At 66.8% G+C, this 14,810-nt stretch carries 8 protein-coding genes, 2 rRNA genes and 1 pseudogene; 6 read left to right on the plus strand and 5 right to left on the minus strand.

Annotation, left to right across the window (positions count from 1 at the left end; genetic code table 11):
- The first annotated feature begins 55 nt into the window (after nucleotides 1–55).
- Nucleotides 56–3,178, plus strand: a 23S ribosomal RNA gene (locus OG842_RS24020).
- Between the two features lie 76 nt (nucleotides 3,179–3,254).
- A 5S ribosomal RNA gene (gene rrf, locus OG842_RS24025) occupies nucleotides 3,255–3,371 on the plus strand.
- Nucleotides 3,372–3,487: 116 nt separating this feature from the next.
- On the opposite strand, the gene OG842_RS24030 is transcribed toward rrf, so the two are convergent.
- From OG842_RS24030 to OG842_RS24050, 5 genes and pseudogenes are all read right to left on the minus strand, one after another.
- Nucleotides 3,488–4,798 carry a DUF58 domain-containing protein gene (locus tag OG842_RS24030; RefSeq protein ID WP_266732473.1) on the minus strand — a complete coding sequence of 437 codons (1,311 nt, stop codon included), beginning with the start codon at nucleotides 4,796–4,798 and terminating at the stop codon, nucleotides 3,488–3,490.
- Nucleotides 4,799–4,808: 10 nt separating this feature from the next.
- A pseudogene (locus tag OG842_RS24035) lies at nucleotides 4,809–5,769 on the minus strand (AAA family ATPase).
- The gene (locus tag OG842_RS24040; protein ID WP_266732475.1) at nucleotides 5,766–6,977 is read right to left on the minus strand and encodes a DUF4350 domain-containing protein; all 1,212 of its coding nucleotides are present in this window, start codon (nucleotides 6,975–6,977) and stop codon (nucleotides 5,766–5,768) included. Before OG842_RS24040 ends, OG842_RS24035 begins: the two are co-directional and overlap by 4 nt.
- Entirely contained in the window at nucleotides 6,974–7,663 is a 690-nt protein-coding gene (locus OG842_RS24045; protein ID WP_266732476.1) for a DUF4129 domain-containing protein, read from the minus strand. The genes OG842_RS24040 and OG842_RS24045 overlap by 4 nt, the downstream gene beginning before the upstream one ends.
- A 4-nt stretch (nucleotides 7,664–7,667) precedes the next feature.
- Nucleotides 7,668–8,870, minus strand: coding sequence for a hypothetical protein (locus tag OG842_RS24050; RefSeq protein ID WP_266732477.1), 1,203 nt, complete (start codon nucleotides 8,868–8,870; stop codon nucleotides 7,668–7,670).
- A gap of 140 nt (nucleotides 8,871–9,010) precedes the next feature.
- On the opposite strand from OG842_RS24050, the gene mtnA reads away from it, so the two are divergent.
- From mtnA to OG842_RS24070, 4 genes are read left to right on the plus strand one after another with little or no spacing between them, the layout of a single operon-like run.
- A complete protein-coding gene (mtnA, locus tag OG842_RS24055) occupies nucleotides 9,011–10,159 on the plus strand; it encodes an S-methyl-5-thioribose-1-phosphate isomerase (protein WP_266732479.1) in 1,149 nt (382 codons plus the stop codon).
- Between the two features lie 4 nt (nucleotides 10,160–10,163).
- A complete protein-coding gene (gene mtrA / locus OG842_RS24060; RefSeq protein ID WP_187438793.1) occupies nucleotides 10,164–10,853 on the plus strand; it encodes a two-component system response regulator MtrA in 690 nt (229 codons plus the stop codon).
- A 1-nt stretch (nucleotide 10,854) separates the two neighbouring features.
- Nucleotides 10,855–12,879 (plus strand): MtrAB system histidine kinase MtrB, encoded by a 2,025-nt coding sequence (gene mtrB / locus OG842_RS24065; protein ID WP_266732481.1) that lies wholly within the window; start codon nucleotides 10,855–10,857, stop codon nucleotides 12,877–12,879.
- Complete coding sequence (locus tag OG842_RS24070; RefSeq protein ID WP_266732484.1) at nucleotides 12,869–14,734, plus strand: LpqB family beta-propeller domain-containing protein; 1,866 nt, start codon at nucleotides 12,869–12,871, stop codon at nucleotides 14,732–14,734. The genes mtrB and OG842_RS24070 overlap by 11 nt, the downstream gene beginning before the upstream one ends.
- Nucleotides 14,735–14,810 lie beyond the last annotated feature (76 nt).

Raw genomic sequence — 14,810 nt, forward strand, 5'->3', positions numbered from 1 at the left:
GGTGATGGGTGGCTGGTCGTTGTTTGAGAACTGCACAGTGGACGCGAGCATCTGTGGCCAAGTTTTTAAGGGCGCACGGTGGATGCCTTGGCACCAGGAACCGATGAAGGACGTGGGAGGCCACGATAGGCCCCGGGGAGCTGTCAACCGAGCTTTGATCCGGGGGTGTCCGAATGGGGAAACCCGGCAGTCGTCATGGGCTGTCACCCGCTGCTGAACACATAGGCAGTGTGGAGGGAACGAGGGGAAGTGAAACATCTCAGTACCCTCAGGAAGAGAAAACAACCGTGATTCCGGGAGTAGTGGCGAGCGAAACCGGATGAGGCCAAACCGTATGCGTGTGATACCCGGCAGGGGTTGCGCATGCGGGGTTGTGGGATCTCTCTTCCACGGTCTGCCGGCCGTGGGACGAGTCAGAAACCGTTGATGTAGGCGAAGGACATGCGAAAGGTCCGGCGTAGAGGGTAAGACCCCCGTAGCTGAAACATTGACGGCTCGTTTGAGAGACACCCAAGTAGCACGGGGCCCGAGAAATCCCGTGTGAATCTGGCGGGACCACCCGCTAAGCCTAAATATTCCCTGGTGACCGATAGCGGATAGTACCGTGAGGGAATGGTGAAAAGTACCGCGGGAGCGGAGTGAAATAGTACCTGAAACCGTGTGCCTACAAGCCGTGGGAGCGTCGCATGCAAGCTTGCTTGCATGTCGTGACTGCGTGCCTTTTGAAGAATGAGCCTGCGAGTTTGCGGTGTGTTGCGAGGTTAACCCGTGTGGGGAAGCCGTAGCGAAAGCGAGTCCGAATAGGGCGTTTCAGTAGCACGCTCAAGACCCGAAGCGGAGTGATCTAGCCATGGGCAGGTTGAAGCGGAGGTAAGACTTCGTGGAGGACCGAACCCACCAGGGTTGAAAACCTGGGGGATGACCTGTGGTTAGGGGTGAAAGGCCAATCAAACTCCGTGATAGCTGGTTCTCCCCGAAATGCATTTAGGTGCAGCGTCGTGTGTTTCTTGCCGGAGGTAGAGCACTGGATAGGCGATGGGCCCTACCGGGTTACTGACCTTAGCCAAACTCCGAATGCCGGTAAGTGAGAGCACGGCAGTGAGACTGTGGGGGATAAGCTCCATGGTCGAGAGGGAAACAGCCCAGAGCATCGACTAAGGCCCCTAAGCGTACGCTAAGTGGGAAAGGATGTGGAGTCGCAGAGACAACCAGGAGGTTGGCTTAGAAGCAGCCACCCTTGAAAGAGTGCGTAATAGCTCACTGGTCAAGTGATTCCGCGCCGACAATGTAGCGGGGCTCAAGCGTACCGCCGAAGTCGTGTCATTCACACATGAAGGGCCAACGCCTGTGTGGATGGGTAGGGGAGCGTCGTGTGCCGGGTGAAGCAGCCGCGGAAGCGAGTTGTGGACGGTTCACGAGTGAGAATGCAGGCATGAGTAGCGATACACACGTGAGAAACGTGTGCGCCGATTGACTAAGGGTTCCTGGGTCAAGCTGATCTGCCCAGGGTAAGTCGGGACCTAAGGCGAGGCCGACAGGCGTAGTCGATGGACAACCGGTTGATATTCCGGTACCCGCTTTGAAACGCCCAATACTGAGCCCATTAATGCTAAGTCCGTGAAGCCGGCCCGATCTCTTCGGAGTTGAGGGTAGTGGTGGAGCCGATGAACCAAGGTGGTAGTAGGTAAGCGATGGGGTGACGCAGGAAGGTAGTCCAGCCCGGGCGGTGGTTGTCCCGGGGTAAGGGTGTAGGACGCACGGTAGGTAAATCCGTCGTGCATATAAGTCTGAGACCTGATGCCGAGCCGATTGTGGTGAAGTGGATGATCCTATGCTGTCGAGAAAAGCCTCTAGCGAGTTTCATGGCGGCCCGTACCCTAAACCGACTCAGGTGGTCAGGTAGAGAATACCGAGGCGTTCGGGTGAACTATGGTTAAGGAACTCGGCAAAATGCCCCCGTAACTTCGGGAGAAGGGGGCCATCACTGGTGAGGAGACTTGCTCTCCGAGCTGGGGGTGGCCGCAGAGACCAGCGAGAAGCGACTGTTTACTAAAAACACAGGTCCGTGCGAAGCCGTAAGGCGATGTATACGGACTGACGCCTGCCCGGTGCTGGAACGTTAAGGGGACCGGTTAGCTGACTTTCGGGTCGGCGAAGCTGAGAACTTAAGCGCCAGTAAACGGCGGTGGTAACTATAACCATCCTAAGGTAGCGAAATTCCTTGTCGGGTAAGTTCCGACCTGCACGAATGGCGTAACGACTTCTCGACTGTCTCAACCATAGGCCCGGTGAAATTGCACTACGAGTAAAGATGCTCGTTTCGCGCAGCAGGACGGAAAGACCCCGGGACCTTTACTACAGTTTGATATTGGTGTTCGGTTCGGCTTGTGTAGGATAGGTGGGAGACTTTGAAGCAGCCACGCCAGTGGTTGTGGAGTCGCCGTTGAAATACCACTCTGGTCGTGCTGGATGTCTAACCTGGGTCCGTGATCCGGATCAGGGACAGTGTCTGATGGGTAGTTTAACTGGGGCGGTTGCCTCCTAAAGAGTAACGGAGGCGCCCAAAGGTTCCCTCAGCCTGGTTGGCAATCAGGTGTTGAGTGTAAGTGCACAAGGGAGCTTGACTGTGAGACCGACGGGTCGAGCAGGGACGAAAGTCGGGACTAGTGATCCGGCAGTGGCTTGTGGAAGCGCTGTCGCTCAACGGATAAAAGGTACCCCGGGGATAACAGGCTGATCTTCCCCAAGAGTCCATATCGACGGGATGGTTTGGCACCTCGATGTCGGCTCGTCGCATCCTGGGGCTGGAGTCGGTCCCAAGGGTTGGGCTGTTCGCCCATTAAAGCGGTACGCGAGCTGGGTTTAGAACGTCGTGAGACAGTTCGGTCCCTATCCGCTGTGCGCGTAGGAATATTGAGAAGGGCTGTCCCTAGTACGAGAGGACCGGGACGGACGAACCTCTGGTGTGCCAGTTGTTCTGCCAAGGGCATGGCTGGTTGGCTACGTTCGGAAAGGATAACCGCTGAAAGCATCTAAGCGGGAAGCCTGCTTCGAGATGAGTATTCCCACCAACTTGATTGGTTAAGGCTCCCAGTAGACGACTGGGTTGATAGGCCAGATGTGGAAGCCCGGTAACGGGTGGAGCTGACTGGTACTAATAGGCCGAGGGCTTGTCCTCAGTTGCTCGCGTCCACTGTGTTAGTTCTGAAATAACGAACGGCCGTGTTGTTCCGGTGTTGTTTATTTCATAGTGTTTCGGTGGTCATTGCGTTAGGGAAACGCCCGGTTACATTCCGAACCCGGAAGCTAAGCCTTTCAGCGCCGATGGTACTGCAGGGGGGACCCTGTGGGAGAGTAGGACGCCGCCGAACTCCTTTTACGGGAAAGCCCCGTGTCCTTGTGGACACGGGGCTTTTCTGCGTTCTACGGCCGGCCGGGAAGCCCTTCCCCGATGCACGGCTCGTTTTGTTGGCAGTAATGAGATGAGTTAGAGCCGCCCCGCGCCCTTCAGGGCGAGGTAGGCATCGGCGAGGGCCGGGGCAAGATTGTCCGGAGTGGCATCGACAACCACCGCGCCATGACGCTGGAGCTGTTCTGCGGTGCGGAGTCGCTTTGTCTGGGCCTGTACACCTGCCGCAGCTTCGTAGATCGCGTCCACTGTGCCTCGCGAACCCGCCATCTGCTCGACATACGGATCCGCCACAGAACCCACCAGCACGGTATGGCGCTGGGTGAGACGACTGAGTACGGGAAGAAGACCTTCCTCCACGGGGGCTGCGTCCAGACCGGTGAGAAGCACGATCAAGGAGCGACGAGGAGCTCCGGCGAGCACGGCAGAGACGAGACCTCGGGCATCCGTTTCCACAAGTGCCGGCTCGATGGGCGCCAGGGCGTTGACCATTGCTGACAGGACCTCTCCCGCGGACCGGCCTTGGACCTGTGCGCGAACGCGGCGGTCGTAGGCAAGCAGGTCGACACGGTCGCCCGCACGAGAGGCAAGTGCCGTGAGAAGCAGGGCCGCGTCCAGAGACGCGTCGAGACGGGGCACGTCACCGACACGCCCCGCCGAGGTACGGCCGGTGTCCAGGACGACGAGGATGTGACGGTCCCGCTCGGGACGCCACGTACGCACGGCGACGGCGGACTGACGTGCGGTGGCCCGCCAGTCGATGGAGCGGGTGTCGTCGCCGGGCACGTATGGACGCAAGCTGTCGAATTCCGTGCCTTCGCCACGGGTGAGAACACTGGTGCGGCCGTCGAGTTCGCGGAGTCTGGCGAGACGGGACGGCAGATGCTTCCTGCTGGTGAACGGGGGCAGGACGCGTACTGTCCAGGGGACCTGGTGATTCCCCTGCCGGGAGGCAAGCCCCAGCGGTCCGAACGAGCGGACGGTGATGCGCTCGGCCCGGCGGTCACCGCGCCGGGTCGGACGCAGGAAGGTGGTCAGCCGACGGCGTTCGCCCGCCGGGACCGTCAGTGCGTGCCGTGAGGAAGTCTGTTCCGTGCCGGTGGGCCAGCTGCTGGGAGGCCAGGCGTCGCGAAGGTGTGCCCGCAGCTTGCGACGGGAAGAGTTGGTTACGGTGAGTTGCACTTCGGCGGTCTCGTTGAGTCGAACGCTTGTGTCACCGGATCGGGTGAACTGGAGCGTTCGCACTGGTGCAGCCAGGGCATAGTCGCAGAGAATTGCCAAAGAGAGCGGTGCGTTGACTGCCAGCATTCCGGTCCAGCTCGGGGCCAGGATGCCTACAGGGAGTGACCCCAGGGCGGCCAGCAGGGCGGTACGTCCGGTGAGGGCCACGGTCACCGCCTCATCGGGGTACGGGGACGTGGGCGAGGACGGCCGTGATGACGGAGTCGGGGGTGACACCCTCCATCTCCGCCTCGGGCCGCAGTTGGACGCGGTGGCGAAGTGTGGGGAGGGCCAGGGCCTTCACGTCGTCCGGAATGACGTAGTCGCGGCCGGTGAGCCAGGCCCAGGCGCGAGCGGTCGACAACAGGGCGGTGGCACCTCGGGGAGAGACTCCGAGGGACAACGAGGGGGATTCACGGGTGGCACGACAGATATCGACGACATAGCCGGCGATCTCGGGAGAGACCTTGGTCCGGGCGACCGCGTTTCGGGCGGCTTCCAGATCTTCCGGGCCGGCGACGGGGCGTATGCCGGCCGACTTGAGGTCACGAGGGTTGAAACCGTCGGAATGACGGGTGAGGACGTTGATCTCCTCCTCCCGTGAGGGCAGGGGCACCGTCAGCTTGAGGAGGAACCGGTCCAGTTGGGCCTCGGGCAGCGGATAGGTGCCTTCGTACTCGACGGGGTTCTGCGTGGCGGCTACGAGGAAGGGGTCGGGCAGCTGCCGAGGAGTTCCGTCGACGGTGACCTGGCGCTCTTCCATGGCTTCGAGGAGGGAGGACTGTGTCTTGGGCGGGGTGCGATTGATCTCGTCGGCGAGCAGCAGATTGGTGAAGACGGGACCGGGCTGGAAGGAGAACTCGGCTGTGCGGGCGTCGTAGACCAGTGAGCCGGTGACGTCGCTGGGCATCAGATCGGGGGTGAACTGGACGCGCTTGGGTCTTGGCCACTCCGGGGACGCCTTCGAGGAGAACGTGGCCTCGGCAGAGCAGAGCGACGACGAGGCCGGTTACGGCCGGGTCCTGGCCGACTACGGCCTTGGCGATCTCCGAGCGCAGCGCTTCCAGAGATGCGCGGGCTGTGTCGCCGTTCCCGAGGGACTCGGTGGTCTCGGCGGGCACTGGGGGCGGGGCGCTCATGACGTGCGTACCTCTCTTTCGAGGGTGTCGAGTTGGTCTGCCAGCCGGACGAGAGCGGCATCGTCGGACGGGGCGGGTCCGAAGAGCAATGTCTGGAGGCTGTCGTCCGTGCTGCCCAGGCGGGCGGAAACGGCGGGTGCGAGTGTTGAGGGGGAGTGGGCGTCGCGTGGGGGGACGCCGATGAGTGGGGCGATGCGGGTCCGGGTGGCGGAACGCAGTGACTCGGCGGCCCGGTCGCGGGCGTTCGCCTTGCGGTAGAGGCGGGCCCGGCCCTCGGTGGATTCGGAGGCGCGGATGGCCACGGGCAGGCGCTCGGTCACCAGGGGGCCCAGCCGACGGGCGCGCCAGATGGCAGCGAGCACGGCGGCAAGAGCGAGTTGCAAGGTGCCCCACAGCCAGCCCTGGGGGATCAGGTCGGCGAAGCTGCGGTCGTCGGGGGCGCCGTCGCCTCCGGAACCCCCGTTCTCGGCGGCAGCGGATGTATCAGCGAGCGAGGGGAGGTACCAGACCAGATGTGGACGGGAACCGAGAAGTTGCAGGGCCAGGGACGCGTTGCCCTGGTTGGCGAGTCTGTGGTTGTGGAGGAGGTCGGGGGAGCCGAGGAGCACGGTGTCACCCGCTCCTCGTTCGACCAGGAGCACAGTGGGGAGACCGCCGCTCGGGAAGCAGCCGATGGTGTCGAGTCCGTCCGAGGCGTAGCGGAAGCCCCCCGTTTCGACGTCGCCGGCACTCCGGGCGGCGGGCAGGGAACATTCGGGGGAGCGAGGGGTCACCGGTCCGGCGGACTCCGCCCTGATGCCGGGGACCAGTGTGCGTACGGAAGACGGGCCCGCGGCGATCAGGACGGTGCGGCCGGCCGAGGCGTCGGTCGCGGCACGGAGTTCGCTTTGCCGGCGCGGTGCCAGCAGATTGGGGGAAGCGACGAGCAGCGTGGTGTCGGGGCCGACCTCGGCGGCGGCTTCGTCGAACGTGGTGACCACGTGAACGGAGACGCCGCGTTCCTTGAGGAGTTCGGCGACGGCCCGGCTGCCGTAGCGGTCGGCGGAGCGTGGGTCGAGGAGGCCGTGCTGGTCACCGGAGCGGACGGTTGCCAGAGCGATTCCGGCGGCGACGAGCACGAGGAGGGCGAGGAGGAGACCGCGAATGCGGACCCAGACCTGGTGAGGGGTGAGGGCCGCCGAGGTGGAGGCGGCGGTGGCCCCGGTCATTCGGCCGCCCCCTGGGCCGTGGTTGTCAGGAGAGGCTTGGCGGTTTCGAGGTCGAGGTCCAGGGTTCTCAGGACCAGGTATGCCTGCTGTTCGGCGGTACGGCCGCCATACGTGACATCGTCGAATTCCCTGGCGGCAGCGTGGAGTCGTGTCGCGTGTGCGGGCAGTGGCCGACCCGCTTCGGCGGCGGCCTCGTCGGCGGTGCGCCCGGGGCGGGGGTCGAGCAGGGCGCGCTCCTCCAGGGAGCGGACGATGGCGCGCATCCGTTCCTGGACCGCCTCGTTCCAGCGTTGGGCGGCGGCGTGGGCCTCGGCGGCCTTCCGGTGTTCGGCCGCGCTGCGGGGGCTGTCGTCGAAGAGGGCGTCCGCGGACCGTACGGTGCGGCGTGGAGTGCCCAGTCGCCACCAGAGTGCGGCAACCAGGCCTACGACGATCAGTACGAGCACGACAAGACCTGCCGGGCCGCCCGGTGCGGCGCCGGAGGCCGTGTCCAGGAGATCGCCGATCCAGTCCCAGAGCCGGTCCAGGCCCCGCTGGAGGAGGTTGGGATCGTTCTCGTGGTACATCGGTTTGGACAGTTCGTGCTTCGCTGCCTCGCGAGCGGGCCCACGTGGAGTGTCCACGGGTATGTCGCCGCTCGCACGGATCAGTAGCCGTACTGCTGTGGTGCCCCCCGCCCCCGACACGGCATCAGCTCCTGTTGTCGTATCCGGGCAGGCCCGCCGCGCGGGCGAGCTCGAGGTCGAGTGCTTCGCGGCGGATGCGCTGGTCGATGTAGAGCAACGCCATCACGCCGGCGGACAGCGGGTACGTGATCGTCGCGATGATCACCTCGCCGATGCCGGAGACGATCAGGAAGGGCCAGCCGAAGTCCGTGGAGCCGTCCGTGAGGGCGGAGCCGATTCCGTCGCCGTCCACGGCCATCGCGATGAAGCCGAACGGGATGGTGATCATCACGGCCACGATGAGCGTCAGCAGCCCGGTCAGCGCCAGGATGCCGAAGGTCCGCCACCAGGCGCCCCTGACCAGCTTCGCGGAACGGCGCATGGAGGTGATGATCGACTGCCGCTCCAGCATCAGGGCCGGCGAGGCAAGGCAGAAGCGGACCATCAGCCAGATGACGACGATGAACGCGACCATGAACCCGAGGAGGGCGAGCCCGGCACCTGCGGCGGAACCGAGGAGCATGCCCGGCAGCAGGCCCACCGTCAGGATGGCGGAGCTGATCAGGGCCAGCAGCAGGGTCAGCCCCAGCAGATGAGGAAGCCGGGGCCGGGCCTCGGCCCAGGCTTCGGAAGGCGTCACGGAGCGGCCCAGCACGGAGCGGCTGATCACCACGGTCAGCACAGATGTCGTGATCAGCGTGGCGATCATGGTGATGAGCAGGGAGGGCAGACTGCTGAACAGAGCCGACTGAGCCGATTCGGTGGCCTGCCGCAGAGCTTCCGAGCCGGTGGCGTTCGGGTCGATCCGCGGAGGCTCCGGCAGCAGGAACCGTTCCACGAGGATGGTCGCGATCTGGGCAATCACGGACACGGCGAGTGTGATGCCGAGGACCGTGCGCCAGTGGGCGCGCATCGTGGAGACCGCGCCGTCAAGGATCTCGCCGACGCCGAGAGGCCGGAGAGGGATGACGCCGGGCTTGGCCGCAAAGGGCGGTTGTCCCCAGCCGGGGCCCTGAGGTCCGCCGCCCCAGCCCGCGGGGGGAGGCGGTGCGCCAGGACCGGAGCCGGGAGTGCTCGGTGGGGACCACTGTCCTGCGGGCGGCTGCGTGGGAGACCAGTTCCCTGCCGGGCCGCTGCCGTCGACGGGCTCGGAGGGCCGGGGGACACCGGCCCCCTGACCCTCGGAGGGGGCAGATCCGGGCGAGGCCCAGCCCGGAGTGTCGTTCATTCTCGCTCCTTCACGGTCCTGCCCGCTTATCGGGGCGGCAGGTTGGCAGCCATCGTGCCACGCGTTGCCCGGGTCCGGGCCGGGCGCTCTATCTCCTTCCGGCCTTCATTTGCGGGCGACTCACCGGGCAGACTGGGCGGATGGCTGATCAGGACGCGCAATCGCCGGTGGGCATCGAGCCTCCCGCGCTTCCCGTACTTCGCTGGGCCGAGCCGCCGGAAGGCCCCGCTCTGGTGCTTCTCGACCAGACGCGACTGCCGGCGGAGGAAGCCGAGCTGGTGTGCACCGATGTGCCCGCGCTGGTGCGGGCGATCCGGACGCTGGCGGTGCGCGGCGCCCCGCTGCTCGGCATCGCGGGGGCCTACGGGGTGGCTCTCGCCGCCGCCCGTGGAAATGACGTGGCGGGGGCGGCGGAGCTGCTGGCGCGGGCGCGGCCCACCGCGGTGAACCTCGGGTACGGGGTGCGGCGGGCCGACCGGGCATATCGGGAGGCCGTCGGGAGGGGGGCGGGTCCGGAGCGGGCCGCGGCGGTGGCGCTGGCCGAGGCCAGGGCGCTGCACCGTGAGGACGCCGAGGCCAGCGGGCGCATGGCGCGGTACGGCCTCGCCCTGCTGGACGAGCTGCTGCCCGGTGGTGATGGGCACCGCCTGCTTACGCACTGCAATACGGGGGCGCTCGTCTCCGGTGGTGAGGGCACCGCCTTTGCCGTGGCGCTCGCCGCGCACCGGGAGAGGCGGCTGCGGCAGCTGTGGGTGGACGAGACGCGTCCGCTGCTGCAGGGTGCTCGGCTGACTGCCTACGAGGCGGCGCGCAACGCAATGCCGTACAGCCTGCTCACGGACAACGCCGCAGGTTCGCTGTTCGCCGCGGGCGAGGTGGATGCCGTGCTCATCGGGGCGGACCGTATCGCCGCGGACGGGTCGGTTGCGAACAAGGTGGGGAGCTATCCGCTGGCAGTGCTCGCGAAGTACCACCACGTACCGTTCATCGTGGTCGCACCGACCACGACCGTGGATCTGGACACCGCGGACGGAGCGTCGATCGTCGTCGAGCAGCGGCCGGGGGCCGAGGTGACGGAGTTCACATCGCCGCGGGCCGGGGTGGTGGGCGAGTCCGCCGGCGGAGTGCTCGTGGCACCGGCTGGAACCCGGGCGTACAACCCCGCGTTCGATGTCACGCCACCGGAGCTGATCACGGCGATCGTCACGGAGGAGGGTGCGGTTTCCCCGGTCACGAGGGCCGGACTGGCAGAGCTGTGTGCCAGATCATCGCAGGTAACGATTAGCTAATGGGATGATGTCGATTATGAAGGGACGCGTCCTTGTCGTCGACGACGACACCGCACTGGCCGAGATGCTCGGGATTGTGCTGCGTGGTGAAGGGTTCGAGCCGTCGTTCGTAGCGGACGGCGACAAGGCACTTGCCGCATTTCGTGAGGCCAAGCCGGACCTGGTCCTGCTCGATCTCATGCTGCCCGGTAGGGACGGCATCGAGGTCTGCAGGCTGATCAGGGCCGAGTCGGGTGTGCCGATCGTCATGCTCACTGCCAAGAGCGACACGGTTGACGTGGTGGTGGGCCTGGAGTCCGGGGCCGACGACTACATCGTCAAGCCGTTCAAACCTAAGGAGTTGGTTGCCCGGATCAGGGCACGTCTGCGGAGGTCCGAGGAACCGGCGCCGGAGCAGCTGGCCATCGGGGACCTGGTCATCGATGTGGCCGGTCACTCGGTGAAGCGGGAGGGGCAGTCGATCGCCCTCACGCCGCTGGAGTTCGACCTGCTGGTCGCGCTCGCCCGTAAGCCGTGGCAGGTCTTCACCCGTGAGGTGCTGCTGGAGCAGGTGTGGGGATACCGCCACGCCGCTGACACCCGGCTGGTGAATGTGCATGTCCAGCGACTGCGTTCCAAGGTCGAGAAGGACCCGGAGCGGCCGGAGATCGTGGTGACCGTCCGAGGAGTCGGTTACAAGGCCGGACCGAGCTGAGATGCCCCCGAGTAGCGCTGCTCCGCAGCCCGGGGAGCCGGGAGCCCGTGCGGAGCGGGCTGCCGGTCCAGGACACAGGGCGTTCCGGATCGGGCGCCTTCTGCAGGGCGGCCGGTTGTTCCACGACCGGGCGCCCGGTGGTCCTGTGCCGCGATTGCTGATGCGTTGGGTGCGGCGTCCGCTGCTGCCCGCCGTACGGCTCTGGCGGCGCAATCTCCAGCTGCGCGTCGTCGCGGGCACGCTGCTCATGTCGCTCGGTGTGGTGCTGCTCCTCGGGCTGGTCGTGATCGGTCAGGTGCGCAACGGCCTGCTCGAGGCCAAGGGAAAGGCCGCCCAGACGCAGGCGGCCGGCGGTTTCGCCGCGGCCCAGGAGAAGGCGAACGCCCCGCTCACCCCCGGTGGGCAGGGCGGTGACGCGGCGGACGGTGCCACTGCCAACAACTCCTGGCGGACCGAGCTCGTCGACCAGCTCGCCAGCGGCGGCAAGAACGCCTTCAACGTGGTGGCGCTCAGCGCCGACGAGGGAACCCGTGCCCCACGCGGCTCGGGCAGCGTGGAGGCGGTGAGTATTCCGCAGCGCCTGCGGGATGCGGTGAACAAGGGGTCCGGGGCGTTCCAGACGTACTCCGAGATCCAGTACGCGAACGGGCAGCAACCGCAGCCCGGACTTGTCGTGGGCAAGCGGCTCTACGACAACGACCACAATCCGTATCAGCTCTACTACCTCTTCCCGCTGACGCAGGAGGAGAAGTCGCTGACCCTGATCAAGACCACGCTGGCGACCGCGGGACTCTTCGTGGTCGTGCTGCTCGGGGCCATCGCCTGGTTCGTGGTGAGGCAGGTCGTCACGCCCGTGCGCATGGCGGCCGGTATCGCGGAGCGGCTCTCCGCCGGCCGGCTCCAGGAGCGGATGAAGGTCACCGGCGAGGACGACATCGCCCGGCTCGGTGAGGCCTTCAACAAGATGGCGCAGAACCTGCAGCTGAAGATCCAGCAGCTGGAGGAACTCTCCCGGATGCAGCGGCGCTTCGTCTCCGACGTCTCCCACGAGCTGAGGACCCCCCTGACGACCGTACGGATGGCCGCCGACGTCATCCACGAGGCCCGCAGCGACTTCGATCCTGTGACGGCGCGCTCCGCGGAGCTGCTCGGGGACCAGCTCGACCGGTTCGAGTCGCTGCTCTCCGATCTGCTGGAGATCAGCCGCTTCGACGCGGGGGCCGCGGCGCTGGAGGCGGAGCCGATAGATCTGCGGCAGGTCGTACGACGGGTGATAGGCGGGGCCGAGCCGCTGGCCGAGCGGAAGGGCACCCGGGTCCGGGTGGTCGGCGACGAGCAGCCGGTGATCGCGGAGGCCGACGCACGACGGGTCGAGCGCGTCCTGCGCAACCTGGTGGTCAACGCCGTCGAACACGGCGAGGGCCGCGATGTCGTGGTGCGGATGGGGGTGGCCGGAGGTGCGGTCGCCGTGGCCGTCCGGGACTACGGGGTGGGGTTGAAGCCGGGCGAGGCGACGCGGGTGTTCAACCGTTTCTGGCGGGCGGACCCGGCCCGCGCGCGGACGACCGGCGGTACCGGGCTCGGGCTCTCCATCGCGGTGGAGGACGCCCGGCTGCACGGCGGCTGGCTCCAGGCGTGGGGCGAGCCCGGCGGCGGTTCGCAGTTCCGGCTGACTCTGCCGCGTACGGCGGACGAGCCGCTGCGCGGATCGCCGATACCACTGGAACCCGAGGACTCCCGTCGTAACCGGGAGAACCGTGAGCGGGCCGAGGCCGTGCCGAAGACCGGGAGCGAGCACCGGCTGACGGCGGTGCCGACCCAGCCCGGCAGCAACGACAGATCCGCGCTGCCCGTGCCGTCCCGCACCCCGGTGGTTTCCCGGACGGCGCCGGCCTCGGTGCATCCGGCGGCCCTTCCGGGGAGCGGCGCACGGGTGGTCGCGCGCCACGCCGAGGACCAGTCGGGCGGCGAATTCGACACTGCGATGCAGGACCCGGAGCGGGGGGACACGAATCGTGGGGACTGACCGTCGCAAGGACGGCCAAGGACGCGTGCTGGGGCTGTTCGCGCTGCTCGGGTGCGGTGTGGTGCTGCTGTCCGCGTGCGGCTCGATGCCCGTCACCGGGGACGTCAAGGCTGTCGACGCCTCGCAGCCGGGCGACTCGCAGGTGCAGGTGTACGCCGTCGCGCCACGTGACAACGCCACGCCCAACGAGGTGGTCGACGGCTTCCTGGAGTCCATGACCAGTGATGACCCGCAGTTCAGGACGACCCGCCGGTACCTGACGAAGAAGGCGGCCGGGACGTGGAAGCCGAACGCGGTCACCACCGTGCTCACCAAGGCACCGAACCGCAACGACCGCCCCTTCCGTGACAGCGACCGCAACGTCACCGAGGTCACCTACACGCTGACCGGTGAGAAGGTGGCGACGGTCGACGAGCAGAACGCCTATCAGCCGCTCGCGCCCACCGACTACAACGAGACCCTGCACCTGGTGAGGGAGAACGGGCCGGGCGGCAGGGAGTGGCGGATCGACCACGTGCCGGACGGTCTGCTGCTCGGGCAGTCCGACTTCAGGCGTCTCTACCGCTCCGTCAACAAGTACTACTTCGCGGCGGGGCGGTCCGACGGGCAGCCGACGCTGGTCGCCGACCCCGTCTATCTCCGCAGCCGGACGGACCCCGTCACGGGGATGGACACCGTGACGCAGTCCGTCCGCAGCCTCCTCGCGGGGCCGACCAGTTGGCTGCAGCCCGTGGTCGCATCGCGGTTCCCGCCCGGTACGGCGCTGAAGAAGGGGGTCACTTCGCTGGCGCCCGACGACCGCAACGTACTGAAGGTCCCGCTCGACAAGAACGCGGACGGCGTCGGGCAGCGCTCCTGCCGCATGATGGCCTCGCAGATCCTCTACACCCTGAGGGACCTGACGTCCGCCCGGGTCGAGCAGGTCGAACTCCAGCGTTCCGACGGCTCCGCGCTGTGTCTGCTCGGAGCGGACCAGGCGGAGGAGTTCGCTCCTGATGGTTCGTCGAGTGGGCCGGACAGCCAGTACTTCGTCGATGACAAGGGGCATGTGCAGCGAATTCCCGGCAGCAACAAGGGCAGTGGGGCTCCGGAGGCGGTGGCCGGTCCGTTCGGTGACGGACCGGTGCGGATGGGCGCGGTCGGTGTGGCCAGGGACGAGCAGTCGGCGGCGGCGGTCTCGCATGACGGGGCGTCCTTGTACGTGTCGTCCATCGTCTCGGACGGTGAACTTCCCGTGGCCTCGGTGACCAGCAGGTCCCACGAGGTGAAGAACCGTCTGTCGGCGCCGAGCTGGGACGGCCGGGGCGACCTGTGGGTGGCCGACCGGGATCGCGACAGGCCCAGACTGCTGAGGCTGGTCGGGGGTACCGGAGCGCCGGAGGAAGTCGCCGTGCCCGACCTGGACGGCGGGCGGATCGAGGCGCTGCGCGTGTCCGCGGACGGAGTGCGGATCGCCCTGCTGGTGAATCAGGACGGCCGCAACACGCTGAAGATCGGCCGGATCGAACGGCGTGGGCGGGAATCGGCGCAGCAGGTGTCGGTGGTGGAGCTGCGCCAGGCCGCGCCGCAGCTGACGGACGTGACCGCGATGTCGTGGTCGGGCCGCAGCCGCCTCGTGGTGGTCGGCAAGGAGCAGGGCGGCGTTCAGCAGGTGCGTTACGTGCAGGCGGACGGCTCGACATCCGCATCGGGCGTGCTGCCCGGGGTGAACCAGGTGCTGTCGGTCGCGGCGGCGGACGACGAGCAGCTTCCGCTGATGGCGGCGACGTCCAGCGACGGGATCGTGAAGCTGTCGCCCGGTGACAACTGGCAGACGGTGGTCAAGGAAGGCTCGTCACTGGTCTACCCGGGCTGAGAGCCGTTCCGCGGACGGGAGCAGCAGACCGGGCCCGGCGTGTGAGCCGCAGGGCCCGGTCCGCGTTTTCCACAGG

The organism is Streptomyces sp. NBC_00376 (assembly GCF_036077095.1).
Taxonomy (GTDB): domain Bacteria; phylum Actinomycetota; class Actinomycetes; order Streptomycetales; family Streptomycetaceae; genus Streptomyces.